Origin of the sequence: Burkholderia sp. BCC1047 (genome assembly GCF_902833155.1) — a bacterium.
In the GTDB taxonomy this organism is placed as follows: Bacteria; Pseudomonadota; Gammaproteobacteria; order Burkholderiales; family Burkholderiaceae; genus Burkholderia; species Burkholderia sola.
The window spans coordinates 12,185-38,467 of sequence record NZ_CADFEH010000029.1 but is presented as its reverse complement, the minus strand read 5'-3'; the positions used below and the strand labels follow the sequence as shown (position 1 = coordinate 38,467).

At 67.1% G+C, this 26,283-nt stretch carries 26 protein-coding genes; 5 read left to right on the top strand and 21 right to left on the bottom strand.

Translation table 11 applies throughout. From position 1 onward, the window contains the following. Positions 1-332: 332 nt before the first annotated feature. On the bottom strand, positions 333-1,817 hold the full coding sequence (locus tag HWX55_RS26210) for an amidase (protein ID WP_175977828.1): 1,485 nt from the start codon (positions 1,815-1,817) through the stop codon (positions 333-335). 386 nt (positions 1,818-2,203) lie between these two features. Between HWX55_RS26210 and HWX55_RS26205 the strand changes: the two genes are divergently transcribed. The 3 genes from HWX55_RS26205 (at position 2,204) to HWX55_RS26195 (ending at position 3,975) form a co-directional block, all read left to right on the top strand. Next, on the top strand, positions 2,204-2,638 hold the full coding sequence (locus tag HWX55_RS26205) for a universal stress protein (protein ID WP_175977827.1): 435 nt from the start codon (positions 2,204-2,206) through the stop codon (positions 2,636-2,638). A 478-nt stretch (positions 2,639-3,116) separates the two neighbouring features. Continuing rightward, on the top strand, positions 3,117-3,365 hold the full coding sequence (locus tag HWX55_RS26200) for a hypothetical protein (RefSeq protein WP_050011907.1): 249 nt from the start codon (positions 3,117-3,119) through the stop codon (positions 3,363-3,365). A gap of 136 nt (positions 3,366-3,501) precedes the next feature. Next, a complete protein-coding gene (locus HWX55_RS26195; protein WP_175977826.1) occupies positions 3,502-3,975 on the top strand; it encodes a nuclear transport factor 2 family protein in 474 nt (157 codons plus the stop codon). A gap of 29 nt (positions 3,976-4,004) precedes the next feature. Here HWX55_RS26195 and HWX55_RS26190 read toward each other — a convergent pair whose 3' ends face one another. Beyond that, a complete protein-coding gene (locus HWX55_RS26190) occupies positions 4,005-4,742 on the bottom strand; it encodes a BPL-N domain-containing protein (RefSeq protein ID WP_244140644.1) in 738 nt (245 codons plus the stop codon). Positions 4,743-5,175: 433 nt separating this feature from the next. Between HWX55_RS26190 and acnB the strand changes: the two genes are divergently transcribed. Continuing rightward, positions 5,176-7,761: a bifunctional aconitate hydratase 2/2-methylisocitrate dehydratase gene (gene acnB / locus HWX55_RS26185; RefSeq protein WP_175977825.1), complete on the top strand. Its 2,586-nt coding sequence runs from the start codon at positions 5,176-5,178 to the stop codon at positions 7,759-7,761. 125 nt (positions 7,762-7,886) lie between these two features. On the opposite strand, the gene HWX55_RS26180 is transcribed toward acnB, so the two are convergent. From HWX55_RS26180 to HWX55_RS26105, 16 genes are all read right to left on the bottom strand, one after another. Then, positions 7,887-8,300, bottom strand: a complete 414-nt coding sequence (locus HWX55_RS26180) for a PPC domain-containing DNA-binding protein (protein WP_175977824.1) — start codon at positions 8,298-8,300, stop codon at positions 7,887-7,889. A 74-nt stretch (positions 8,301-8,374) separates the two neighbouring features. Continuing rightward, entirely contained in the window at positions 8,375-8,926 is a 552-nt protein-coding gene (locus tag HWX55_RS26175) for a GNAT family N-acetyltransferase (protein ID WP_175977823.1), read from the bottom strand. A 169-nt stretch (positions 8,927-9,095) separates the two neighbouring features. Further along, entirely contained in the window at positions 9,096-10,496 is a 1,401-nt protein-coding gene (locus HWX55_RS26170; protein WP_175977822.1) for an MFS transporter, read from the bottom strand. A gap of 37 nt (positions 10,497-10,533) precedes the next feature. After that, positions 10,534-11,778: an FAD-dependent oxidoreductase gene (locus tag HWX55_RS26165; RefSeq protein ID WP_175977821.1), complete on the bottom strand. Its 1,245-nt coding sequence runs from the start codon at positions 11,776-11,778 to the stop codon at positions 10,534-10,536. After that, positions 11,775-12,737: a VOC family protein gene (locus HWX55_RS26160; RefSeq protein WP_175977820.1), complete on the bottom strand. Its 963-nt coding sequence runs from the start codon at positions 12,735-12,737 to the stop codon at positions 11,775-11,777. Before HWX55_RS26160 ends, HWX55_RS26165 begins: the two co-directional genes overlap by 4 nt. Before the next feature lie 18 nt (positions 12,738-12,755). Beyond that, positions 12,756-14,246 carry an aldehyde dehydrogenase gene (locus tag HWX55_RS26155; RefSeq protein WP_175977819.1) on the bottom strand — a complete coding sequence of 497 codons (1,491 nt, stop codon included), beginning with the start codon at positions 14,244-14,246 and terminating at the stop codon, positions 12,756-12,758. 71 nt (positions 14,247-14,317) lie between these two features. After that, entirely contained in the window at positions 14,318-15,139 is an 822-nt protein-coding gene (locus HWX55_RS26150; RefSeq protein WP_175977818.1) for an aspartate dehydrogenase, read from the bottom strand. Next, complete coding sequence (locus HWX55_RS26145; protein ID WP_175977817.1) at positions 15,132-16,799, bottom strand: thiamine pyrophosphate-binding protein; 1,668 nt, start codon at positions 16,797-16,799, stop codon at positions 15,132-15,134. Before HWX55_RS26145 ends, HWX55_RS26150 begins: the two co-directional genes overlap by 8 nt. Further along, on the bottom strand, positions 16,792-17,589 hold the full coding sequence (locus tag HWX55_RS26140; protein WP_175977816.1) for an SDR family oxidoreductase: 798 nt from the start codon (positions 17,587-17,589) through the stop codon (positions 16,792-16,794). The genes HWX55_RS26145 and HWX55_RS26140 overlap by 8 nt, the downstream gene beginning before the upstream one ends. Beyond that, positions 17,586-18,446 carry an IclR family transcriptional regulator gene (locus tag HWX55_RS26135; protein WP_175977815.1) on the bottom strand — a complete coding sequence of 287 codons (861 nt, stop codon included), beginning with the start codon at positions 18,444-18,446 and terminating at the stop codon, positions 17,586-17,588. The genes HWX55_RS26140 and HWX55_RS26135 overlap by 4 nt, the downstream gene beginning before the upstream one ends. Next, the gene (locus tag HWX55_RS26130; protein WP_175977814.1) at positions 18,443-19,345 is read right to left on the bottom strand and encodes an alpha/beta hydrolase; all 903 of its coding nucleotides are present in this window, start codon (positions 19,343-19,345) and stop codon (positions 18,443-18,445) included. Before HWX55_RS26130 ends, HWX55_RS26135 begins: the two co-directional genes overlap by 4 nt. Positions 19,346-19,363: 18 nt before the next feature. Continuing rightward, on the bottom strand, positions 19,364-19,891 hold the full coding sequence (locus tag HWX55_RS26125) for a cupin domain-containing protein (RefSeq protein ID WP_175977813.1): 528 nt from the start codon (positions 19,889-19,891) through the stop codon (positions 19,364-19,366). 34 nt (positions 19,892-19,925) lie between these two features. Further along, positions 19,926-20,696: an SDR family oxidoreductase gene (locus HWX55_RS26120; RefSeq protein WP_175977812.1), complete on the bottom strand. Its 771-nt coding sequence runs from the start codon at positions 20,694-20,696 to the stop codon at positions 19,926-19,928. Continuing rightward, complete coding sequence (locus HWX55_RS26115) at positions 20,689-21,759, bottom strand: aromatic ring-hydroxylating dioxygenase subunit alpha (RefSeq protein ID WP_175977811.1); 1,071 nt, start codon at positions 21,757-21,759, stop codon at positions 20,689-20,691. The genes HWX55_RS26120 and HWX55_RS26115 overlap by 8 nt, the downstream gene beginning before the upstream one ends. A gap of 63 nt (positions 21,760-21,822) precedes the next feature. Further along, positions 21,823-22,134: a recombinase-like helix-turn-helix domain-containing protein gene (locus HWX55_RS26110; protein ID WP_050011926.1), complete on the bottom strand. Its 312-nt coding sequence runs from the start codon at positions 22,132-22,134 to the stop codon at positions 21,823-21,825. A 1-nt stretch (position 22,135) separates the two neighbouring features. Continuing rightward, positions 22,136-22,453: a non-heme iron oxygenase ferredoxin subunit gene (locus HWX55_RS26105; protein ID WP_011354710.1), complete on the bottom strand. Its 318-nt coding sequence runs from the start codon at positions 22,451-22,453 to the stop codon at positions 22,136-22,138. A gap of 444 nt (positions 22,454-22,897) precedes the next feature. Here HWX55_RS26105 and HWX55_RS26100 point away from each other — a divergent pair, with 444 nt between their 5' ends. Next, positions 22,898-23,977 (top strand): porin, encoded by a 1,080-nt coding sequence (locus HWX55_RS26100; protein WP_175977810.1) that lies wholly within the window; start codon positions 22,898-22,900, stop codon positions 23,975-23,977. A 114-nt stretch (positions 23,978-24,091) separates the two neighbouring features. Here HWX55_RS26100 and HWX55_RS26095 read toward each other — a convergent pair whose 3' ends face one another. From HWX55_RS26095 to HWX55_RS26085, 3 genes are all read right to left on the bottom strand, one after another. Then, complete coding sequence (locus HWX55_RS26095; protein ID WP_175977809.1) at positions 24,092-24,988, bottom strand: IclR family transcriptional regulator; 897 nt, start codon at positions 24,986-24,988, stop codon at positions 24,092-24,094. Positions 24,989-25,271: 283 nt separating this feature from the next. After that, a complete protein-coding gene (tecA, locus tag HWX55_RS26090) occupies positions 25,272-25,751 on the bottom strand; it encodes a type 6 secretion system effector deamidase TecA (protein WP_175977808.1) in 480 nt (159 codons plus the stop codon). A 310-nt stretch (positions 25,752-26,061) separates the two neighbouring features. Beyond that, on the bottom strand, positions 26,062-26,268 hold the full coding sequence (locus tag HWX55_RS26085; protein WP_175977807.1) for a hypothetical protein: 207 nt from the start codon (positions 26,266-26,268) through the stop codon (positions 26,062-26,064). Positions 26,269-26,283: the final 15 nt, after the last annotated feature.

Genomic DNA, 26,283 nt, shown 5'->3' with positions numbered 1-26,283 from the left:
GGTCGAGGCGATATTGTCGAAGCGCGTCGCGCGCCGCCGCAACGACTGAAACACATCGAAACGAAATCGCCGCGCGCCGCCGCTTGCAATTCCGCGGCCGGCGACCGTCGTCGCGCCGATTCGTCCATGTTTGCGGCGCGATGTGATACGCGTACCGGCATTCTTTCTCCGGTTGCGTCAATGGACGCAGGCTCCGGCGTGCGCAGGCAGCGCGCCGAAACACCTCGACGGGCGCGTTTCGCGTCGAGCGATGCCAAGCAAAACGGGCAGCGCATCGCCGCCCGCTTCGTCATGCGGCCACTACCGCCCGCCACTGCCTGCCGGCGGCGCCGTTACGCTACCATCCACGCGGGCATCCGCTGGTTGACCCAGTCGGCTGCCTGCTCGTACCCGCGCGCAAGCTGCAGCACGGCGAGATCGGCGCGCGGACGCCCGATCAGCTGCATCCCCATCGGCAGCCCCGCGTCGTTGAAGCCGACCGGCACATTGATCACCGGGCAGCCGGCCAGCGTCCACGGCACGACCGTTTCCATCCAGCGGTGGTAGGTATCCATCGCGCGGCCCGCGATCTCCTTCGGCCAGCGCTGGTCGACGTCGAACGGGAACACCTGCGCGGTCGGCGCCGCGATAAAGTCGTAACGGTCGAAGAAACTCAGCACCGCCTGATGCCACGCGGTCCGTTCGACGCTCGCGTCGAACACCGCCGCGCCCTGCATCGCGAGCAGCCCCTCGACCTCGTAGATCGCCTCGGGCTTCAGCAGCGCGCGGCGCGCCGGGTCGCGATAGTGCGCGAGCAGCCCGCCACCCGACAGCAAGTGCCGGTGCGTGAGCCACAGACGCCAGATCCGGTCGGGCGCGAACGCCGGCAGCGCCGCATCGACGTCGCAGCCGATCTCGCGCAGCGTCGCCAGCCCGCGCTCACACTGCGCGAGCACGCCGGCCTCGGTCGCGAGATAGCCGTTCCAGTCGCCGACCCACGCGACGCGCTTGCCGCGCAGGTCCGCGTCGAGGGGCTGCGCGAACACGGCCGGATCTTCCGCGAGCGACAGCGGATCGTTGCGGTCGTAGCCGGCCTGGATCGCGAGCAGTTGCGCGACGTCGCCGACGGTGCGGCCCATCGGCCCTTCGATGCCGAGCTGCTGCATGAACACGTCGACGCCCGGCCAGCGCGGCACGCGGCCCTGCGACGGACGCAAGCCATAGATGTTGCAGAACGCGGCCGGATTGCGCAGCGACCCGCCGAAATCGCTGCCGTCCGCCACCGGCAGCATCCGCGACGCGAGCGCCGCCGCCGTGCCGCCGCTGCTGCCGCCCGCGCTCTTCGTGAGGTCGTACGGGTTGCGCGTCGCGCCGTAGACCTCGTTGAACGTGTGCGAACCGAGCCCGAACTCGGGCGTATTGGTCTTGCCGATGAAGATCGCGCCGGCCGCGCGCATCCGCGCGACGCCGACGGAATCGGCCTGCGGCACGTTCTCGCGAAAGATCGGCGAGCCGTAGGTCGTGCGCAGCCCCTTCGTCATCGCCAGATCCTTCGGCGCCTGCGGGATCCCGTGCAGCCAGCCGCGATAGTCGCCGCGCGCCAGCTCCGCATCCTTTTCCGCGGCTTCCGCCAGCAGCGTATCGCGGTCACGCAGCGCGACGATCGCGTTGACCGCGCCGTTCACGCGCTCGATATGGTCGAGATACGCACGCATCGTCTCGACGCACGAAACCGCCTTGCTGCGGATCGCCGACGCAAGCTCGCCGGCCGACAGGCGCACGATAGGATCGACGGAAATGGAAGCGGGAGCGAGAAACTGCGGGGCGCCGTGCGGCATGCGGGGTCTCCTGGGAAACGGTATCGGATGGCGCGCCGCCCGGCGGCGGCCGCCGCTCTACTCTACGCGACGCGATCCGGGCGACCTCCGATATTTTGCGGCGCAATTCATTGAGGATTCGACTGAATCGCGATGACCCGGACAGCCGGTGGCGGACCGGGCGGGGCCGGTGGCGGACCGGGCGGGGCCGGTGGCGGACCGGGCGGGGCCGGCGCCGCCGCTCGCTGCCGTTTATGCGCATAAACTTAAATTTCTTATATTTTTAATCGGCGCGTCACGGGACCGCGCGCGTTAACGACATTTTTATGCGGCCGGCCGATCTCTTTAGATCGCTTCGTCCGGCCGCCCGCTACGCTTGAAGCACTTCGTTTCCGGGTTCATCGTCCATGCTCAAGCTGCTGGTTCCGGTCGGCCATTCGCCCCGCTCGCTTCAGGCGGTTCGTCACGCGACGTTCCTGTATCGCGAGCGCTGCGCGTCGGAGGTCGTGCTGATCAATGTGCAGGCGCCGCTGGAATCGACGCGGCTCGAGGCCTATCACCCGCTGTCGCGGCTGCGCGCGATCGAGACACGATTCGCGACCGACGATCTCGCGATGGCCGAGCGGATCCTGCGCGATGCGGACGTGAAATTCAGCGTCGTGTTGAAGGTCGGCCCGGTGGCCGATACGATCGCGGCCGCGGCGGCCGAGACCGGGTGCGACGAGATCGTCGTCGCCGCGCCGAGACGCGATCCGCTGCACGCGCTGATGTCGGTATTTCGGCGCAGCGTGATGGCCCGGCTGGTGCGGATTTCGAACGTGCCGGTGACGGCGGTGCAATGACGGAAAGGCGCGTCACGCGTGCGCATCGTGCGCACGCTGTCGCGCGGCGCTTATTTGATGACCTTGCGCCAGAACACGAAATAGGCGGCCGCCGAAGACGCCAGCAGCAGGATCGCCCACATCGGGGCAAGACTGATCAGGACGGACGAGACGTTCAACATTTGGATTCCTCACTATTTCGACAGCGATATTCAACACCCGCGTGCTTGCCGGACCTGACGCGTTGACCCTGCGTCGCGTTCCGTCAAATCATGCATTCATGCTATCGCTTTGAACGGCCGCGCGACCGTCGCCGCCCGCCCGTACCCTGACATTCGTCAAACTACCGCGCATTGCCCGCCCGCCGGGCGGCGGCGACGGAAAAACAGGACAGGATCGTCCCGCCCCGCCACCGCTTTCAGCAGACGTTTACCGGGGGAAGCCCCAAGTGCTTCGTCGAACGTGTCCGCGTTACGCTTGAGCGACGAGGAGACGAACCATGAGACGAGCCGTCCATATCGCTGTTTTTGCACTGCTGGCCTATCTCATCGGCGATCGCGCGATCCTGCATGCGCAGGGCCGCGACGCCAGCCCGCTCGCGTGCGAGCAAGGCGCCGCGCAGGTAAAGGCCGACGCGCTCGGTCGCGGCTTCGGCGAAGCCGCCGCCGGCAGCCAGAGCGAAGCCTTCATGTCGGGCTGCCTGGTGACGGGAAGGAACGATCGGAACGTCGCGATGGCGGCCCGCTGACGCGTATCATCCGTGGGCGAGCCTGCGCGCCTGAAGTCGCAGGAACGGGCGCCGGTTTGCGCTGCCGGCCGCCACTTTCCCGATCGACGTTTCGACGGACGTCATCGTCCGCCCTCCCTTCCCCGTTACGCCCAACATGACCGATCCGAACACCGCGTTGATCCAGCGCTTCTACACGGCCTTCCAGCAGCGCGACATCGATGCGATGCTCGCGTGCTACGCCGACGACATCGTGTTCAGCGATCCCGCATTCGGCGAACTGCGCGGCGAACTTGCGCGCGACATGTGGCGGATGCTGGTCGCGCGAGCCCAGGAGTTCTCGCTGACGTTCGGCGAAGTCGCCGCGGACGACCAGGCCGGGCGCGCGACGTGGAGCGCGCGCTACCGGTTCGCCGCGAGCGGGCGGATGGTGGTCAACCGGATCGATGCGCGCTTCCGGTTTCGCGACGGACGCATCGTCGAGCATCGCGACCATTTCGACCTGTGGCGCTGGGCGCGTCAGGCGCTCGGGATGAAGGGCGTGCTCCTCGGCTGGACGCCGCTCATGCAGCGCGCAATCCGTGCACAGGCACGGAAAAATCTCGACGCGTATCGCGCCAAACGGAAATAAATGAACCCGCGCGCGCCGCGGCCCCTCCGCTAAGGCTTCATCGTCGCGTTGATCAGGTCGTACGCCATGTCCGGCACCACGCCGTCCGGGTTCGTGAGGCCGTTCTGGCGATACCAGCTTTCGTCGGCCTCCGGATGCGGGCCGGCAAGGCCGACGCGCCCTTTGCCGTAGCGATACGTGGCAGCCGCGATGTCCTTGTTCGGGTAGATCGCCAGCACGATTCCGCCGGAGCCGATCGGCGCGACCGGCAGCCTCGCGCCGTCCTGATAGTAGATCCAGCGCTTTTTCCCGCGCCAGACGACCGGCGTCACCGTGTCGGCGATGCTGTGAAGCGTCGAGCCAGGCCGATCGACCTCGGAGTCGATATCGCCGGCAACCAGCCCGAAACCCTGCGCGCCGGCCAGGTAGGCGCCCATGCACAGCCCGAGGTATCGGCCGCCGTTCGCGACGTAGCGCCGCACGGCCCGCATTTCGTTTCGGCCGATGCTGGCTGCCGCGCCGGGAATGTCCTGTCCGCCGCCGGGCTGCACATAGAGCGCCGCACCGGCCAGCGCGGCGGGCGTGATCCTGAGCTTTTCCGCCGGCCCCACGTAGATCACCCGGAACCGCTGGTCCGATTCCCGCAGGCGTCTGGCGATGGTTTCGGCGCAGCCGTCGCACGCGGCAGGACCGCGATAGACCAGCGCGACCGGCCGACTCGCCGCATCCCCCGCTTCGTCGCCGCGCGTGGCCGCGTAAACGGCCGGCGACGCGACGAGCGCCATCATCAGGAAAATCGCGTTTCTGGAGTGCATGTCGTGGATCGCCGGAGTCAAGGGAAGCGCTACCGCCCGGGCCGAATCGACGGGTGCGCGACGACTTCCGCCTCCCGTTCCGACACCCGATTGCAAGCTGCGTGACGGCAAGCGTAGCGGCCCGAACGCGCCCGGTGTGTACCGTTTCCTGCGGGCTTGTGCAGATATGTGCGACGCCGACGACCTGAACCGACACCCTGCATCCGCCCGCCGGCCCCGTCCGACAAGGCCGACTCCGCCATGCAGCCGCGTCTCCCGTCTTTCGCATTGCCAAGTCTTATATAAGACATAAGACATTTGACGTTCCAGACCATTGAGATTAGAATCCCGCTCAAAGCAGTGCCTGGAATAGCCCCGGAGTGCCGGCAAGGCCTTCCCCTCAAACGCAATATCAGCAGGTCTCCCCATGCTTGAAAACTTTCGTGCTCACGTGGCCGCCCGCGCCGCGCTCGGTATTCCTCCCCTGCCGCTGACGGCTCAGCAGACCGCCGAACTGGTCGAATTGCTGACGAACCCGCCCGCCGGCGAAGAGCAGACGCTGCTCGAGCTGATCACCCATCGCGTGCCCGCCGGCGTCGACGAAGCCGCCCGCGTGAAGGCCGGCTTCCTGGCCGCCGTCGCGAAGGGCGAGACCGCCTGCCCGCTGATCTCGCGTGCGCGCGCCACCGAGCTGCTCGGCACGATGCTCGGCGGCTACAACATCCAGCCGCTGATCGAGCTGCTGTCCGACGAAGCCGTCGCCGCGGTCGCCGCCGACGCGCTGAAGAAAACCCTGCTGATGTTCGACCAGTTCCATGACGTGAAGGAACTCGCCGACAACGGCAACGCGCACGCGAAGGCCGTGCTGCAAAGCTGGGCCGACGCCGAATGGTTCACGAGCCGTCCGGAAGTGCCGGAAAGCCTGACCATCACCGTGTTCAAGGTGACGGGCGAAACCAACACCGACGATCTGTCGCCGGCGCCGGACGCCACCACCCGCCCGGACATCCCGATGCACGCGCTGGCGATGCTGAAGAACGCGCGCCCGGGCATCACGCCGGAAGAAGACGGCAAGCGCGGCCCGGTCAAGTTCATCGAATCGCTGAAGGAAAAGGGTCACCTGGTCGCCTACGTCGGCGACGTGGTCGGCACGGGCTCCTCGCGCAAGTCGGCCACCAACTCGGTGCTGTGGTTCACCGGCGAAGACATCCCGTTCGTCCCGAACAAGCGCTTCGGCGGCGTGTGCCTCGGCGGCAAGATTGCCCCGATCTTCTACAACACGATGGAAGACGCCGGCGCGCTGCCGATCGAGCTCGACGTGTCGCAGATGGAAATGGGCGACGTGGTCGAACTGCGCCCGTACGAAGGCAAGGCGCTGAAGGACGGCAAGGTCATCGCCGAATTCCAGGTGAAGTCCGACGTGCTGTTCGACGAAGTGCGCGCCGGCGGCCGCATTCCGCTGATCATCGGCCGCGGCCTGACCGCGAAGGCGCGTGAAGCGCTCGGCCTCGCGCCGTCGACGCTGTTCCGCCTGCCGCACCAGCCGGCCGATAGCGGCAAGGGCTTCTCGCTCGCGCAGAAGATGGTCGGCCGCGCGTGCGGTCTGCCTGAAGGCCAGGGCGTGCGCCCGGGCACGTACTGCGAACCGAAGATGACCTCGGTCGGCTCGCAGGACACCACGGGCCCGATGACCCGCGACGAACTGAAGGATCTGGCTTGCCTCGGCTTCTCGGCCGATCTCGTGATGCAGTCGTTCTGCCACACCGCCGCATATCCGAAGCCGGTCGACGTGAAGACGCACCAGACGCTGCCGAACTTCATCAGCACGCGCGGCGGCATCGCGCTGCGCCCGGGCGACGGTGTGATCCACTCGTGGCTGAACCGCATGCTGCTGCCCGACACCGTCGGCACCGGCGGCGATTCGCACACGCGCTTCCCGATCGGCATCAGCTTCCCGGCGGGGTCGGGCCTGGTCGCGTTCGCGGCCGCCACCGGCACGATGCCGCTGGACATGCCGGAATCGGTGCTGGTCCGCTTCAAGGGCAAGATGCAGCCGGGCGTCACGCTGCGCGACCTCGTCAACGCGATTCCGCTGTACGCGATCAAGCAAGGCATGCTGACTGTCGCCAAGCAAGGCAAGAAGAACATCTTCTCGGGCCGCATCCTCGAAATCGAAGGCCTGCCCGACCTGAAGGTCGAACAAGCGTTCGAGCTGTCGGATGCATCGGCCGAGCGTTCGGCCGCCGGTTGCACGGTGCACCTGAACAAGGAACCGATCATCGAATACCTGAACAGCAACGTCACGCTGCTCAAGTGGATGATCGCGCAGGGCTACCAGGATCCGCGCAGCCTGCAGCGTCGTATCGCCGCGATGGAACAGTGGCTGGCCGACCCGCAACTGCTGTCGCCGGATGCCGACGCCGAATACGCGGCCGTCATCGAGATCGACCTCGCCGACATCCACGAGCCGATCGTCGCCTGCCCGAACGACCCGGACGACGTGAAGACGCTGTCGGACGTCGCCGGTGCGAAGATCGACGAAGTGTTCATCGGCTCGTGCATGACCAACATCGGTCACTTCCGTGCCGCGTCGAAGCTGCTCGAAGGCAAGCGCGACATCCCGGTCAAGCTGTGGGTCGCGCCGCCGACCAAGATGGACCAGAAGCAGTTGACGGAAGAAGGTCACTACGGCGTGTTCGGCACGGCCGGCGCACGGACCGAAATGCCGGGCTGCTCGCTGTGCATGGGTAACCAGGCACAGGTGCGCGAAGGCGCGACGGTCATGTCGACGTCGACCCGCAACTTCCCGAACCGTCTCGGCAAGAACACGAACGTGTACCTCGGCTCCGCGGAACTGGCGGCGATCTGCTCGCGTCTGGGCAAGATCCCGACCAAGGAAGAGTACATGGCCGACATGGGCGTGCTCACCGCCAACGGCGACAAGATCTACCAGTACATGAACTTCGACCAGATCGAGGACTTCAAGGAAGTCGCCGACACCGTGCAGGTGTAAGCACGCAGTCGGGCTGCGACGGGCGGTCGACGTCGCAGCGCACTGACAGGCGCCGCAAGCCGAAAGGCCGCGGCGCTTTTTTTATGCGGCGTGAAACAGACGCAGCGATCGATGCAGAGACGCATTCATGCGGCGTCGCCGCCCGACTCGCGACGGATCACCAGTTCGTTGAAGCCGGTGCCCGCATCCGGCTCGCGCGAGAAGCGATGCGCGGGCAGCAGCGCGAGCAGGATCTCGGCCGTCGTGCGCACCACGCAGCCGCTCGCAACGTGGCCGCCCGTCACGCGGCCGGCTGCATCGGAGATCGACATATGCAGGTGTGCGCCGTCCGGCGATACGGAGCCGGCCAGCGTCAGGATTTCGAGGTCGCCGCGCAGTTCGGTCGGCTGATCGACGCCGGCGAAGCGCAACTGCGCGACGCTCAGGCTGCCGATGCCCTGGATCACGAAGGCCGCATGCGCTTCGTGCTGGCGTAGCGCTGCCTCGATGGCGCCGCGCAGATCGTCGCCGGGAGAAAGACGCAAAGGATGGACTTGCATGGTCGAGAACCTGTGGGTCGATCGTGGTATCGAGCAAGCGTACGTTCGCCCGGCGAATCCGGCAAGTCGGCTATTTACGCGCGGCGGTCACGCGCCAGCAACCCGTACAGCGCGCTATCCGACACTTCGTCGCCAACGATCCAGCGTTCGCGCAGCAGCCCTTCCCGGACGAAACCCAGCCGTTCGAGCAGCCGCGCCGACGCGACGTTGCGCGGATCGATATCGGCCTCGAGCCGGTTCAGCCGCAGCGTGTCGAACGCATGATCGATCATGGCCGACGCCGCTTCGCGCATGTATCCGCCGCGCCAGAACGCGCGCCGCAGGCTGAAGCCGATCTCGGCGCGTCGGCATTGCGCGTTCGCGTGGAACAGCGCGCATTCGCCGAGTGTTTCGCCGGTTTCCCGCAGTTCGAGCACGCAGGTCAGGCTCTCCCCGCTCACGGACGTCTGCACGTTGCGCGCGACGCGCGCCTCGGCCTGCTCGATCTGCGTCATCGGCGAGAACGAGAAATAGCGCATCGCTTCCGCATCGGACCAGATCTCGAAGAACGCCGGTGCGTCGGCGTCGCGAAGCGGGCGCAAGACGAGGCGGGAGGTATCCAACGTGACGGGTTCGAACAGGGGCATGGCAGCGGTCTGATGAAAATCGGGACCGTGAATTAGAACACGCGAGCCGTGCGGCAACCAGGGCGACCGCTGCAGCGCCCAACATGGAACGACGGATGGGCGTGAAACAAAAAGGCCCGGGCGACATCCCCCCGGGCCTGAGCACCTCATCCCTTACTGCCAGCCACGCTTACGCCTCGAGCGCCTCCAGCACCTTCCCCTTCGTCTCGATCCCGACGAAATGCACGGTCAGTGCCGCGATCAACGGCACCACGCCGATCAGATAGAACGCCGGCGCAAGGTTCCCGCCGATGATCGCGTGCGGCACGATCATCGGCGCCGCGAACGACGCGATCTTCAGCCACGCGCTGCCGAGCCCGCAGCCCGACGCGCGGATGCTCGTCGGATACTGCTCCGGCGTATAGACGTACGCGGTAATGAACCCGGACGCCATCAGCCCGAGCGACAGCGAACAAAAGAACGCGACCACGTACACCGACGACGCGTGATAGATACCCGCGAGCGCCAGCGACAGCGCGCACAGCACGAACGACCACACGATCACCGGCTTGCGGCCGAGCTTGTCGACGAGCAGCGCGGAGGCCAGCGACCCGAGCACGCCCATCACCGAGCCGATCACCGCGAGGTTCAGCGCGAGCTGCAGCGGCGCGTGATAGAAGTTCTTGTAGATCGTGGGCAGCCACGTCGACAGCCCGTACTGGATGAACCCGCAGGTCGCCCATAACGTCGCCACCGCGAGCGTGCGCTTGCGATATGCGGCGCTGAACAGGTCGCTCATCCGGCGCTTCGGATGCTGGCGCACCATCTCGTCGAACGCAGCCACCTGCGTGACCGGCGGCAGTTCGCCGCGCACCGATCCTTCGAACACGCCGACCGCGCGCCCGGCTTCCGCGAGCCGCCCGCGCGACGCGAGCCAGCGCGGCGATTCGGGCACGAGGTGCGTGAGCACGAGCGACAGGATCAGCGGCAGCCCGCCGACGAAGTACATGATCTCCCAGCCGAAGCGCGGCACGAGCCACGCACCGAGCGCCATCGACACGAGCAGGCCGATCGGGAACACGATCTCGTACAGCAGCACGAAACGGCCTCGGCCATGCGCGCGCGTGATCTCGTTGATGTACGTGGCCGCGACCGGCAACTCGCCGCCGAGCCCGAGCCCCTGCAGAATCCGCAGCAATACGAAGATCTCGAACGTCGGCGCGAAGCCGCACGCGATGCTCGTGATGCCGATCACGGCCGAACTCCATGCAATCGCTTTCACGCGCCCATGCTTTTCCGCAAGGGCGGGAAACAGGAATGCGCCGATCAGCTGGCCGATCGCGCCGGACGCGATCAGCATGCCGATCTGCGTCGGCGACAGCCCCCACTTGTGAATCAGCAGCGGCAGCGTCGCCGCGATCGTGATCACGTCGAAGCCGTCGAAGAACGTCGCGGTGCCGATCAGCACGCGCGCGCGGATCTGCATCGCGTTGGCCGGAAGCCGCTCAAGCCGCGCGATGATCGCGCCGGGCGTGGAGGCGGCAGCATCCATCGTGGCCCTGCCGGCCACGACGTTGTCGAAAGTGCTCATGCGGGGTGTCTCCTGGGTCTCTTTCCGGTCGAGCCGGTCAGGCAAGCGCTTGGGTCGTGTCTGCCAGGGCTTCCGTATCCACTGCCCGGCCCTGGTTCATCCACTTGCGCGCGAGCTTCAGCTCACGCGCGTTGTTCACGGCGATGACACCTCTCACGTGCCCGTCGCCCACAAAAAACAGCGTCGCACGACGCGCGGCGAGATCGCCGCGCACGACGAGCTGCGCATCGGCCGGCAGATCGCCGAGGATCTGCAGGTTCACGTCGTACTGATCGGACCAGAACCACGGAATCTCCGCGTACGGTGCACGCACGCCGAGCACGGCCTTCGCCGCCGCGATCGCCTGGTTCTGCGCGTTCGCCCACGATTCGAGCCGCACGCGCCGTTTCAGCCAGCCGTTGTGATGGTTCGCGACGTCGCCGCACGCGAAGATCGCCGGGTCGCTGGTCGCGCCGTATTCGTCGACGACGATGCCGTCGTCGACCGCGAGCCCCGCATCGCTCGCGAGCGACGCGTTCAGCGCGAGGCCGATGCCGGCCACCGCGAAGTCGGCGTCGATCGTCGTGCCGTCGGCGAGCGTCGCGCGCGTCTTCGATGCATTGCCAGGCTGCGCATCGAGCGACGCGAGTGCCGCGCCGAGCCGCACGTCGACACCGTTCGAGCGATGCAGGCCGAGCAGGAAATCGGACACGACCTGCGGCACCGAGCGACCGCACAGACGTGGCGCACCTTCTACGACCACCGCGTCGACGCCGAGCTTGCGCGCGGTCGCCGCGACTTCGAGGCCGATCCAGCCGCCACCGATCACGAGCACGCGCCGGCTCGCACGCAGCTTCTCGCCAAGCGCGGCCGCTTCGTCGAGCGTGCGCAGGTAGTGCAGATTCGGCGTGTGGACGAGCGCATCGGGCAGGCGTCGCGACGTGCCGCCGGTCGCGATCACGAGCCGGTCGTATTCGATCTCGCGACCGCTTTCGGTTTTCACCACACGGCGTGCGCGATCGATCGACGCCGCGCGTTCCGGCTGCCACGCTTCGACGTTCAGCACGTCGAATTCATCGGGGCGCACGACGCGCACGGTTTCGATGTCGGCGTCGCCGGCCAGCACGGCCTTCGACAGCGGCGGGCGCTCGTACGGCAGGTGCGGCTCGTCGGCGATCATCACGAGGCGGCCCGCATACCCTTCCGCGCGCAGCGTCTTCAGCACCCAGCCGGCCGCCTGGCCGCCGCCGATCACGACGACCGTGCCCGGCGCGGCCTGCGCCTGTGTGTTTGCTTCGTTCAAGATTTGCGCTCCGTCATGAACTTGCCTTCCGGCGCCTTCGCGTTCTTCTGCCGGCGCGTGTTGCCGTCGAGGCCGCCGTCGACGGCCCATTCGGCGAACACGGTCGGGCCCGGTTCGAATTCGCGCGGCTGCCATTCGGGCGTCAGCACGTCTTCGTCCGCGTAGTACTCGATCAGCGCGCCGGCCGGATTCTGGAAGTACCAGAAGTACGCGGACGACACCGGATGACGCCCCGGGCCGAGTTGCGTTTCCCAGCCGCAGCGGTCGATGTGCATGCCGCCGCCGAACACTTCGTGGATGTCGCGCACGGTGAACGCGACGTGGTTCAGGCCGCGCTTGCCATTCGGCAGCGCGAGCAGGAACAGGTCGTGATGGCCGCCGTGCGGCGCGCAGCGCATGAACGCGCCGCGGCCCGGATAGCGATCCGACGTCTCGAAGCCGAGCAGTTCGTGATAGAACGTTTCCTGCGCGTCGAGGCAGTTCGTGAAGAACACGACGTGCCCGACTTCGACCGGCTCCGCGCGCGCGTAAATCGGGCTCGGCTGGTCGACGCGCAGCGTCTGGCCCCACACGTTCGACGGCGAGCCCGCGAGGTCGAGTGCGCGCTTGCGCGTGACTTCGACGCGAATCGCCATCCCGTTCGGGTCGATGCAGCCGACCGCATCGTCCTGTGCGTAGTAGCCGGGCTGACCGGCCAGCTTCGTGCGCAGTGCGTCGAGTTCGCGCCGCGTCGCGACGCCCCACGTGACTTCCCGCAACGTCGGCCCCGCTTCGAACGCAGGCGGCAGCGACGGATCGTCGGCTTTCACGACGAGCACGGTGCAACCGTTCAGCGTCTCGAAACGCGCACGCGTGTCGTCGTGCGCGACTTCCTTCAAGCCCCAGTCGGCGAAAAAGCGCCGGCACGTCGCGAGATCGTCGACACCGTACGTGATCTGCTCGATTCCCAAGATGCTCATTGCGTCATTCCCCTTCGCTCAGTTCGCCCACGGCAGCGGCGCGTCGTTCAAGCCCCAGTAGAGGCTCTTCTGCTGCATGTATTCGCGGATGCCGAGACGCCCTTTCTCGCGGCCCATCCCGCTCTCCTTCCAGCCCGAGAACGGCGTGGAGATCGAGAACAGCTTGTACGTATTGATCCAGACGGTGCCCGTCTCCAGCGCCCGCGCGATGCGCCACGCGCGCTTGTAGTCGCGCGTCCAGATGCCGGCCGCGAGGCCGAACACGCTGTCGTTCGCCTGCGCGATCAGCGACGCTTCGTCGTCGAACGGCATCGCGACCAGCACCGGCCCGAAGATTTCCTCCTGGCAGATGCGTGCGCTGTTCGACAAGCCTTCGAGAATCGTCGGCTGATAGAAGAAGCCGTTCTCGCGCCCGTCGCCCGCCGGCCGCTCGCCGCCGCACAGCAGGCGGCCGCCTTCTTCCAGCCCGAGCGCGACGTAGCGTTCCACCGACTCGCGATGCTTCGCGGTGATCAGCGGACCCATCTGCGTGTCGGGCCGTGTCGGGTCGCCCACGCGCAGCTTGCGCGCGCCGGCCACCAGCCGCTGCATGAATGCGTCGTACACCGCGCGCTGCACGAACAGCCGCGAACCGGCGACGCACGCTTCGCCCGACGAGCTGAAGATCCCGTACAGCACGCCGTTGACCGCGTGATCGAGATCGGCGTCGTCGAACACGATCGTCGGCGACTTGCCGCCGAGTTCGAGCGATACCGGCATCAGCTTTTCCGCCGCGATGCGCGCGATGCCGCGGCCTACTTCGGTGCCGCCGGTGAACGACACCTTCTTCACCAGCGGATGACGCACGAGCACGTCGCCGATCACCGAGCCCTTGCCCGGCAGCACGCTCAGCACGCCCTTCGGCACGCCGGCTTCCTCGCAGATGCGCGCCAGCGCGAGCGACACGAGCGGCGTGACCTCGGCCGGCTTGAGCACCACCGCGTTGCCGCCGGCCAGCGCCGGCGCGAGTTTCTGCGCATCGGATGCGATCGGCGAATTCCACGGCGTGATCGCCGCGATCACGCCGATCGGCTCGTACACGCTCATCGTCAGGTAGTCGCCGCGCGACGGCGTCAGTTCTTCGTCGAGCGTTTCGAGGCAGGCCGCGAAATAGCGGAACGTGTTCGCCGCGCTGGCCACCAGCACGCGCGTCTCGGCGATCGGCTTGCCGTTGTCGCGGCGCTGCAGGTTCGCGAGCGCCTCGTGACGCTGCATGATCAGGTCGGCGATCCGGTACAGCACCTGCGCGCGCTGATGCGGCTTGAGCCCGGCCCAGTCGGCGCGGCGCCATGCGGCGTCGGCGGCCGCGACGGCGTCGGCCGCGTCTTCCGCGTTCGCCGTCAACACTTCCATGGTCACCGACTGGTCGGCCGGATAAATGCTCGCGTAAGGCGCGCCACGGCCACGCCGCCACTCGCCGCCGATCAGGATGTTGCCGTCGGGCACGAGGCTCGTATCGAAAGGAGTCATGTCACAAGTCCCACAAGTCTGTCTCTGAACATCCGCCCTCGCCGTGCGCGAGCGGACGCTCGATGGTCCGGTCAGATCACGCAGCAGGCCGCGCGGTTGCGCAGCGCGCGGATCGCGCTGTACGCCGTCAGCGCGGACGTCTTCGGGTTGTCGGGCAGCGGCTTGCCGCTCATTTCCAGCGACATCTCGCCGAATGCGCCGCGCGCGGTGATGCGGTGCACGTTGCGGGCGACGGCCGGATCGGCGATCAGGCGCACGTGCGTCGCGTCGAGGCCGACGCCCGCGAGCGCGACCGTCGCCGCGACATTCGCGTTCTTCGGATACAGCCGCGCGGCGTCGCGCGCGGTGCCTTCGAAGATCACCTTCTCCTCGGTCATCGCGCGCAGGTCGCATAGTTCCTCGGCCGGCGTGCCGAGCCAGCCGAGCGGCGGCTTGCGGCCGACGTACAGCACTTCGTCGAGGCCGCCCTGCTGCGCGGACGCCAGCGCATCGATGCCGCCGATCGCGCCGGACAGCAGCGTCACGGTGGCGCCACCTTCGTCGGCGGCCTGCGACAGCACGTCGAGCAGCGCGAGATCGGACAACGCGCCGATCGACGCGACCGCACAGTCGGTGCCGGCCCTCAGCAGCGGCACGACGTGATCGACGAGCGCGCTGTGACCCGCGCATTCGAGCGCGAACGCGGGGCGGCGGGCCAGTGCGTCGACCGACGACACGACCGCCACCGCGCTGCCGAGTTCGCGCTGCACCGCGTCGCGCTGGTGCTCCGGCACGATCACGTGCGCGACGTGCAGCGACGCATCGTGCTCGACCGCGCGGTACACGGCCGCGCCGATCGCGCCGAAGCCGATCATCGCGACGTCGACGGGTGCCCGCTTGTGCCCGTTACGCATACTGGCGCTCCGTCGGCGCTTCCTTCTTGACCGGCGGGCCCGCGAACGCGGACGCGAACGAGCCGACCGACAGCATGTCGACCTCGACCATCACCGGCCCTTCCTTCGCGATCCCTTCGCGGACGATCGCTTCGGCCTGGTCGAGCGACGTGATCCGGTAGTGCGTGAGGCCGAAGCTCGCGCAGAACTGCGCGAAATCGGGCTGGTGCAGTTGCACGAAGCAGCGGCGGCCGCCGTAGTGCGCGTCCTGGATGTTGCGGATCACGCCGTAGCATTGGTCGTTCATCAGCACGATCATCACGTTCGCGTTTTCCTGCACGGCCGTGACGAGCTCGCCGACGTTGACCATCAGGCCACCGTCGCCGACGAGGCAGACCGTCTTCGCCGCCGCGCCCGCGAGCGCCGCGCCGATGCCCATCTGGATGCCCTGGCCGATGCCGCCGCCAAGCGCATGCACGCCTGCGCGCGGCTCGAAGATCTTCAGCAGGCGGTTGCCCCACGTGCTGTTCGAGATCGTCACGTCGCGCACCCAGTTGTAGTCGCGGCCGACGGCGCCTTGCAGCGTGTCGACGAGCTTCTTGTACGGCCCGAGGCCCTTCGCCACGTCGGCCACCGCGTCCTCGCGGGCCGCCGCGAGATCGGCCGCGAATTGCGGATCGACCGACAGACGGCCTTCGAGGCGGTCGGCCAACTCCGCCAGCACGCGCTTCGAATCGCCGTGCACGAACAGCGCGTTGCGATAGCCGCGGTTGTCGGCGAGCGCATCGGCATCGACGCGGAACAACGGCTGCGGTAGCGCAAGCTTGTACTTCAGCGTTTCGTTGCCGCGCAGGCGCGAGCCGACCACGACAAGCGCGTCGCAGGTCTTGTAGAACGCTTCGACCGACGCATGCACGTTGAACGCGCCGAGCGTCGCGGGGTGATCTTCCGGCAGCACGCCGCGGCCCTGCACGCTCGTCACGACGCCGAAGCCGAGCTTCACGAGGCGTTCGACCTCGTCGCGTGCATGGCGCGCGCCGCCGCCGAGCCACAGCAGCGGGCGGCGCTTGGCCGCGAGCGCGTCGGCGAGCTTCGCGACGCGTGCTTCGTCGTGCTCGCGCACCGCGACGTGCGCCGGTGCGAGGTCTTCCGGCCATTCGATTTCGGCTGCCTGGATGTCGATCGGAATCTCGACCGACACGGGGCCCGTCGGCGCGGTCTGCGCGACGCGCACGGCTTCGCGGATCGTCGGCAGCACCGTTTCGACCGTGCGCACGCGGAACGCGGCCTTCGAGATCGAGTCGAGCATCGACAACTGGTCGGGCGCTTCGTGGATGTACGCGAGATCCTGGTCGAGGTACGGCGTCTCGATCTGCCCGGTGATGTGCAGCAGCGCGGTGCCGGCCGTCAGTGCCTCGACCATCGCGCCGGCCGCGTTGCCGGCCGCCGTGCCGGTGCTCGTGAACGCGACGCCGAGGCCGCCCGACACGCGGGCCAGCCCGTCGGCCATGTTCAATGCACCGGCTTCACCGCGTGCACCGACATACCGGATGTTGCCGCGCGAGTTGATTGCGTCGAGGATCGGCATGTTGTGGATCGAGATGACGCCGAACGCGGTTTTCACGCCGCACTGCTCGAGAAAGGCGGCAATCAACTCGCCAACCGTGGTTTTTTTAGACATGGCGTGCAAAGCCTCCAGAAACGTCGATATGGCTGCCCGTCGTGTAGGACGACAGATGCGTTGCGAGATAAAAAAGGGCCCACGCCGCCTCGTCGGGCTTGCCGAAGCGATTCAGCGGAATGTTCTTCTTGCGGGCGAGCGCGCTCGTCCAGTCCTCCCAGCTTTCGCCGGGCTGCGCCTGCGCTTCATGGCGGCGGCGCCACTGCCCCGACTCGACGATGCCGATCAGGATCGAGTTCACGCGGATGCGCTGCGGCGCGAGTTCGGTCGCGAGCGATTTCACGAGGCTCAGCACGCCGGCGCGCGCCGACGACGTCGCGACCATGTGCGGCTCCGGCTGCAGCGCGAGCAGCGAGTTCACGCAGGTGATCGACGGCGCGGCCGCCTCGCGCAGCAGCGGCAGGAACGCGCGCGTCGGGCGAATGATGCTGAAGTACTTCAGCTCGAGTTCTTCGCGCCACGCGTCGTCGGTCGTGTCGGCGAAGGTCGACACGCGGCCCTGGCCGGCGTTGTTGACCAGCATGTCGGCGCGGTCGAAACGGGCGGACACCGCTTGCGCGAATGCGGCCACGTCGGCTTCATCGAGCACGTTGCAGCGCGTGGCGAGCAGCTGTGCATCGGCGTACTTGTCGCGCAGCATCGCTTCGGCGCGTGCGAGGCGGTCGCTGTCGCGGCCGCAAATCGCGACCGACGCGCCGGCCTGCAGGAACCGTTCGGCCGTCGCGAAGCCGATGCCGGACGAACCGCCCGTCACCACCGCTACTTGTCCGGTCAGATCGATCTGGATCATCGAAGTCCTAAAGCTTTGAGAAACGTGTGCTCGTCATCCGAGCGGTAATTGAGCCGCCGCGACAACTCCGCCGCCGCGCGCTGCACCTTGTCGATCAGCCCGTCCGCGATCAGCGCCGCATCGATCTCCGGACGCGGCACCGTCACCGTGATGCACGCGACGATCTTCTGCGTGTCGTTGCGCACCGGTGCCGTGACGACCGAAATCCCGCGCTCGAACGACGAATTGCTGACGCCGTAGCCGCGCAGCGCATCCTCGCGAATCACTTCGTACAGCGCGTCGACCGTCTCCGGCGTCGCGCTCGTCATCCGGTTCAGCGCGCCTTCCGGATACAGCGCGTGCAGTTCGTTCAGCGACAGGTCGCCCATCAGCACGTGGCCGTGCGTCGTCGCATGCGCGGGCAGCCGCGTACCGACGTTCACGCGAATCGAGCTGAACACCGGCGACTGGCTCTGCGCCTTCGCGACGAACACCACGTCGCGGCCGTCGCGAATCACGATATGCGTCGTGAAGCCGGTCGCACCGCGCAGGCTCTCGATCACGGGCAGGCCGAGATCGGTCAATTCCAGCGAGCTCAGGTATTCGAAACCGAGCCGCAGCACGGCGATGCCGAGCTTGTAGTTGCGATCCTTGTCCGCACGTTCGAGAAAGCCGAGCGATTCGAGCGTCTGCAACAGACGGAACACCGTCGTGCGCGGAATGCCGAGCCGTTTCGACAGTTCGGGGGCACCGAGCACGGGCTCGCGCGGCGAGAATTCGGCGAGGATGCGCAGCCCGCGTTCGAGGCCCGGCACCACGTAGCCGGCTTCGGCCTTCGCGTTGTCCGCGTCCTGCCGGTGTTGCAACGGTTCGCTCATTCCCGCCCCCGTTGACCATCGCACTGGCGGCAGAAGCCGTCGATCAGCACGGAATAGACTGCCGGCGCTTCCACATAACCGGCGTGCCCTGCCTGCGGAATCACCTGCAGCCCGACGTGCGCGGCCGCGGCGATCCGCTCGCATGCAGCGGGCGGCGTGATCGCATCGTTCGCGCCGACGGCCACGGCGATGCGGCCGCGAAAGCCGGCGAGATCGGCCGCGAGATCGGCGTTCGCGAGCAGATGCGTGGCCTGCGCATAGCCGGCCGGCACGATGCGCGCCATGTTCCAGCGCACCCACGCCCGCGCCTCGTCGTTCGCGAAACCGGACAGCATGTTGCCGCTGCGCTGCTCGGCGAGCCCGGCCGGGCCGAGTTTCGCGAGCATCGCGAGCCGCGCGTCGCGGCGCGATTCGCGGGTGTCGGCCGGTGCGCTGCCGTAGCCGCCCGCTGGCGAAATCAGCAGCAGGCCGGCGATCCGCGCGGGCATCACGCGCGCCAACCCGCCCGCGATGATCGCGCCCAGCGAATGCCCGACCAGCACGCAGCGTTCGATGCCGAGTGCGTCGAGCCACGCGTTCAGCGATGCCGCGTAATCGGCGGCGGCCGGCGACGCGCCGCGCACCGGCGTCGACACGCCGTAACCGGGCGCATCCCACGCGAGCACGCGGCGCGACGCGCCCAGCGTGTCCAGCTGGCTCACCCACGATGCGGCGCCCGAGCCGATCCCGTGCAGCAGCACGACGGGCAGCGTGGGCCCCCCATGCTGCGCGCCGGCCTCCCGGTAGCCGATCGTGCCCGCCGCGCGGGCTTCGCAACGCTGCTCGGGAAACTGCCCGAGCAGCGCGGCGAACGCCGCGGTGCGGTCGCGTTCATGTTCGCGTTTGTCGATGACACTCATTGCTTCACCGGCTCCGTCTCAACGCTTGATCTTCGCGAGCGGCGAATCGGGCGGATACGTCGGCGTGATCGGCTTCGACGAACCGAGCATCACGCACATCAGCGCATCTTCCTCGCCGATGTTGATTTCCGTCCGATACACGCCCGGCGGCACCGAGATCAGGTCGCGCTCGCCGAGGATCGCTTCCCAGGTCTCGCCGTCGCGCTCGCAGATCACCTTCATCTTGCCGCGCAGCACGAAGAAGATTTCCTCGACGTCGATGTGGATGTGGCTCGGGCCGATATTGCCGGCCGGGATCACCATCGTCGAAAACGTGAAGTTGCCGGCCGGCACCGTGTTGACGTCCTTCGCGACGCCCGTGCCGCCCGTGCCGACATAGCGCATCTGCGCACGGCGGTACTTCGGGTCGTAGTCGACCTGGAACTTCAGTGCGTCCCAGTCGTAGCGCCGCGTCGCGTAGCGCGCGACGCGCCCTTCCATCCAGTCGTTGAAGCTTGCGCCTTCCGGCTGGTCCCACGACTTGCGTTCGAGATCGGCGTCCGCCATCGTCCTCTCCTTCATTTCGAGTGAAAACTTCAAATCAGTTCATTACGAAGCCGCCGTTCACCGGCAGCAGTTGGCCCGTCACGAAACGCGCGCCGTCCGACAGCAGGAACAGCACCGGGCCCGTCACGTCGTCGGGCACCTGCGCGCGCGTCAGCGCACGGCCCTGCAGGTAGAACGCATGCCGTTCGGCCGGCACGTAGGCGGTTGCCTCGACTTCGGTCAGCCCCGGCGCGATCGCGTTGACCGTCACGCCATGCGGGCCGAATTCGCGCGCCTGCGCATGCGTCATCGCGATCACCGCGCCCTTGCTCGCGACGTAAGCGAGCAGCTTCGGCGCGCCCCACAGCGCGGTGTCCGATGCGAGGTTCACGATCGCGCCGCGGCCCGATTGCGCGAGATGCGGCAGCGCTGCGTTGCTGACGAGCCACACGCCGCGCACGTTCACGTTCATCACGGCATCCCACGTCGACACGTCGAGCTCCGTCGAGAGCTTGCCGCCCGAGTTCGTGATTGCCGCGTTGTTGATCAGCGCGTCGATGCCGCCGAGCGCCGCCGCGCCCTGCGCGACGAACGTGTCGATGCTGGCCGGATCGGCGAGATCGAGCGCGAAGCAATGCGCGGTGTGGCCGGCTTGCGCGAGCTGCGCGGCCAGCGCGCGGCCCTCTTCGATCAGCACGTCGCCAAACGCGACCTGCGCGCCCGCCTCGACCAGCGCCTTCACGAAGGCGGCGCCGAGACCGCGCGCGCCGCCCGTGACGAGCACGCGGCGACCGGGCAGCGTCACGACCGGAGCAAGCTCAGCCATTCGCGGGCTCCGAAGCGGCGTGGGCCGCGCGATGCGCGTCGAGCGCGGACAGATGCTCCTGCGCCCGCTGGCGCAGCATCCGGCGCACGCGCGTGATGCCGACGTCGTGCTGGTACAGGTATTCGTGATCGCGCGCATGCGGCGCGAGGCTTTCGAGGACGTAGCGATCCTGCTCGAGCACGTCCCAGTGCAGGCCCTCGAGGCGGTTGCGGTACATGAAGCGCCACACGTCGCGCTGCCAACCGCCGACCTTGCGGGTACGCCAGAAGTAGACCTGACAGTGGTCGCCGTCGACCGGCGTCGCGAAACCGATGATCCCGAAGTTGCCGCCCGGGCCGAACTTCTGCTTGTACGGAATCGCGAGGCGCATCCACAGGCAGCCGGTTTCGCCGAGCTCGACCCAGTCGAAGTTCACGTCGCGCTGGCCGATCTTCTCGAACATCAGGCCCGTGTCCGTCTTGCGAACGCGCATGTCGGCCTGCTTGTCGCCTTCGGCCATCGAGTGCGACGTCGCATGCAGATACGCGCCGTGCATCGGATCCATCACGTTGTCGATCGCATACTGGTAATTGCACTTCCAGTTCGACACGCACAGGAAGTGCGCGTATTCATCGGCGACCAGCTCTTCCGGCAGGTTCAGCGCCGCCGGCTCGCCGTGCGCTTCGTCGCCGAACCACAGGAAGATCGCGCCGGCCTTCTCTTCGACCGGATACGACTTCACGCACTTCGTGCCTTCGAGCGGACAGTTCGACACGGCCGGCACGCGATTGACCGTGCCGCCGCCGTCTACTTCGATGCCGTGATACCAGCACGCGATGTTGCCGCCTAGGTTCCAGCCGAGCGACAGGCGCGCGCCGCGGTGCGGGCAGCGATCTTCCAGCGCGTGGACCTTTCCTTCGTGATCGCGCCACAGCACGATCTGCTCGGACAGGCGCGTGAGGCCGACGGGCGCGTTCGACACCTGCCAGCTCGGCGCGACGGGATACCAGTAGTTCTTGATGCCGCGGTCGAGATACTCGCGGACCGCGTCGTGTTGGGTTTCGTGTTGGTCGAGGGACGTCATCAGTGTGCTCCGGATGCGGTTGTCGTCGGGCCGCCGCTCAGGCGCGCGGCGCGGTCGGTGCGTTCATTCCGCCAGCGAGGCCATTTCGGCGCGGAAACGCTCAGGTGTCCAAATCGTGCCGTCCGGCGCGCGAAAGCCGATGCGGTTCAGGCCCGCGACGACGTCGTCCAGCTCGGTCGCGCCGCTCTCGAACACGCGTTCGAGCGCATCGCCGAGGTCGTTCTCGTACTGCGTCGGTTCGGCCTTGCGGTTCTGCCAGACCTGGTTCTCGACCTGCCCCGGAATCTCGATCTGCCCCTTGCCCGCGACGTTGTTCGGCTGCGGCGCCACCCACGGCTTCAGGAACGGATTGAAGTTGACGGTCGCTTCTTTCATGTCATTCCACCTTGATCTGGATTTCTTCACCGGCCAGACGCACCGCGTACTGCTTCAGCGCACGCCCGCCCGGGCCCTTCAGGCATTCGCCCGTCTTGATGTCGAACACGGCTTCATGCAGCGGGCATTCCACCGTGCCTTCGTCGACGAACCCCTGCGTCAGCAGCGCGTACGCATGCGGGCAAACGTTCTCGAGCGCATACACGTCGTCGCCGACGCGGTAGATCCCGATTTCCACGCCGTCGGTCCGCTTGAACTCGATCGGCGTGTCTTCCGACAGCGCGCCGGCGTGACCGGCGCAAACCCATTGTTCAGACATCTCGCACCCTTCCTTCTGATCGACTCTCGGTTTGTTCCGACTTGTTCCATATTCGGAACGTCAGTTTATGGATGGTGATTATAGGAGCGACTTTCCGCGAGTAAAATAAAAAGCTGTATGTCCTAGGGAAAACACCGACACCTCGCTCGACCGCTCCCTTCGCCTACCCTGCCGAATGTAATTTTTTGTTATGTGACGGGGATTTATAGGCTTTTTCGAGACGTCACGCAGGATTGCCGGGCGTCTGCCCGGCGCTCATCCGTCCCGAAAAATTTATTTTTGATCGGGCGTACACCCCCTCTATACTCCATCCCATTAAAGGCACATTGTTCCTTATATGGAACATAAGAATGCCCTTTCGGCGATGAACATGCGCGACGGCCGGCCGTCCCCGCGCAGGCCGTCACAACACGTATTCATCAGGTTGGAGAGTCAGGAGACGAAATGGTCAAGCATGCGGTAGCAGCAGCAGTCATCGGGATGGGCGCCGCGTCGGGCGCGTGGGCGCAGAGCAGCGTGGTGCTGTACGGCAGCATGGATGCGGGCGTCGCATACGTGAACAACGTCGGCGGCCACGCGAAGTGGGCGATGATCCAGGGCAATACGCAGCCCGACCGGTGGGGCCTGAAGGGCAAGGAAGATCTCGGCGACGGGCTGTCGGCGATCTTCCAGCTGGAAAACGGCTTTTACACGAACAACGGCCAGTTCGCGACCGCGAACACGATCTGGAACCGCGCGGCGTTCGTCGGCCTCGGCTCGGAGCGCTACGGCACGCTGACGCTCGGCCGCCAGACGCCGCTGACGTTCGACTATCTCGATCCGCTCAGCACCGCGTACCTCGCGCTAAGCTGGTACGCGTTCCACCCCGGCAACATCGACGGGCTCGCCGCGACCGGTAACGTGCCGTACAACAATTCGGTCAAGTACCGCTCACCGACGTTCGCCGGTTTCTCGGCCGCGGCGACGCTCGCGCTCGGCAACACGACGAACTTCTCGACCGGCAAATCGGTCGGCGTCGCGCTGAACTATGCGAACGGGCCGTTCAAGGCGTCGGCCGTCTACTCGAACGAGCACGACCGCGCGATCCTGATCAGCCAGACCGGCATCACGTCGTTCCAGGGGCAAAACACCGCGAACGGTTATCTCGCCAGCAAGGTCGAGAACATCGGCGCGGGCGCGTCGTACCAGATCGGCGACTTCCTCGTACACGGCCTCTACACGCGCGTGAAGATGCAGTCGAACGGGTTTTCCGACACGTTCCAGAGCTACGACGCGGGCGTGAACTACCGCAGCAGCGCGTTCAACACGATCGCGGGCGGCGCGGCGACCACGACGCTGGCCGGCCGACGCTGGACGCAGGTCGAACTCGGCGACATCTACGCGTTGTCAAAGCGTACGCAGTTGTATGCGAACGTGCTTTATGAACACGGTTCGGGCGGCGCGAAGGCCGCATTCTTCACGGCCGGCGTGTCGAGCACCGCGAACCAGGTGATCGTGCTGACCGGGATTCATCACTCGTTCTGAAGTTCTGAGCGCGTTCGGGCACCGGGCTTCGGCGCCCCAAAACGACAAGAGCGGCCCGCGGGCCGCTCTCTTCGTTGCGATGCCGCGCGCCGCGGCCGGATCGATGCGCGAACGTCAGAACATCGCGACCTTGTGGCGCGCATGCGCGAACGTCGGGTCGCTTTCGAGCGGACGATAGTTCAGCCGTTGCGACAGGTCGACCGCCGCGCCGCACACCGCTTCGACGAGCCGTTCCTTCTCGCCGGCCTCGCCGATCTCCGAGCGCGGCACCGTCGCGGTGATCGCCGCGACGATCGAGCCCGAATGATCGCGCACGGGCGCCGTCACCGCGGAAATGCCGCTCTCGAACGCCGCCTCGCTGACCGCGTAGCCGAGCCGTGCGTAATGACGCACGCGTTCGTACAGCTCGTCGACGGTGCCGGGCGTGCGCTCGGTGAACTGTTCGAGTTTCTTCTCCGGATAGAGCTGCCGCAGCGCGTCGCGCGTCAGGTCGCCCATCAGCACGTGGCCGTGCACGGTCGCATGCGCGGGCAGCCGCGTGCCGACGTGCACCTTCACCGAACCGAACATCGACGCATTGCTCTGCGCCTTCGCGACGAACACCACGTCGCGCTGGTCGCGGATCAGCAGGTGCGTCGACAGGCCGGTCGAATCGCGCAGCCGCTCGAGCACGGGCGCGCCGAGATCGGTCAGTTCGAGCGAATTCAGGTATTCGAAGCCAAGCCGCAAGACGCCGACGCCGAGCCGGAAATAGCGGTCGCCGTTCACGCGTTCGAGGAAACCGAGCGCCTCGAGCGTCTGCAGCAGGCGGAACGTGGTCGTGCGCGGAATGCCGATGCGCTTCGACAGCTCGGGCGCGCCGAGCACCGGCTCGCGCGCGGAGAATTCAGCGAGGATCCGCAGCCCGCGTTCGAGTCCCGGCACCAGATAGGACGAAGCGCCGCCGCCCGACGACTCGTCGTCGCCAGGCACCGCCGGCTCAGGGGCATCGCTCATCGTTGTCTTGACCATGTGGACATGGACGGAAGGAAATCAGTCACGAAACAGGTCATGGATCGCCGTGGAGATTCAGTCATGCTACCTCAGTGCGCGCGTGGGCTCGCACCGCTGCGCGGCGCCGCGATGCAGCACGCGCATCCACGCACCATGACGCGTCATTCAAGGTCGAGAGGATAGCAGCGTTGGACGGCGCGACGCCATGCGGAAATCGCCGGACGGCGGAAAGGCGGCCGCGCGGCACGCGGCACGCGGTCGGGCGACGATGGCCGGAGCGTGAGATTCGACGCCGGACAGCCTACAGGCGCGACAGATAAACGCGAATGGTCGTGCGGTCGTACGTAAAGCCGCCGGCCGGATCCGGCTGCAGTACCCGCGCCAGATCGACCGGATGCAGCCATCCGGCGCCCAGCAGGCCGCCGTTGATCCCGCGGATCCGGGTGCCGCCGACAGCGATCGCGGCGTGAAAAACATTGGTGCCCCGCGCGAAGCCCACCGCGGTGCCCGCCGGAATGCTCGCGCGCCCGTCCCACTGATTGCCGGTCTCGAAGTTGAAGCGCGTCTTCCACAGCTGGCCGATCGTGTCGAGCAGCGCGCCCGGCGCGATCATCGCATCGGCGCGCAGCAGATACCGGACATACGCCGCGGCGTCGTAGCAGACGCCGCCGGACACGTACTCGTCGATGTTCGCCATCCCGAACATCAACGCCTGCGCGTGTTTTTGCCGCTCGGCGATGCCGGATTGGGCGACATGCCCGCCTAACTGGGTCAGTTGCACGGATAACTCCTTTCAGGAAGGCGGGACGTCATTGGCCCGCCGGTGCGATAACGTCATATCTTATTACGATATGGCTTGGCCTTTTCCGGGCTTGTTCGCGCCAAATGCGGTTCGTGCTCACCGGGGAGGGTCGTGAGCCCGCGTACAGGCTTTCGCCACGCGCGTCGCATCGTCGGCGCAGGGACACCGGCGGACAGTCGCCTCTCGCCACCAGCGAAAAGCGAAAAATGGAAGGCAGTCGGGAAAGCACCGCCCCGTAACGGACGGCACAGAGGAAGACGATCCTCGGGCGGAAATCGCCGCGACGGCGTCAGGCCGTCACGGCGGCGTCATATTCGGCGCGGGCAAGCTGGCCGGCGGCGTATGCCTCGGCTTCGCCGCGAAAGCCTTCGCGGCTGAACGCCACGACTTTCACGCCGACGCCGGTCGCCCGCTTCACCGTCAGCGCCCATTGCCATCCGCCGTCTTGCTCGAAGACGTGCAGCGAGGGTGCGAAGGAAGGGTCGAGTAGGGTCACGCGTTTTGCTCCTGC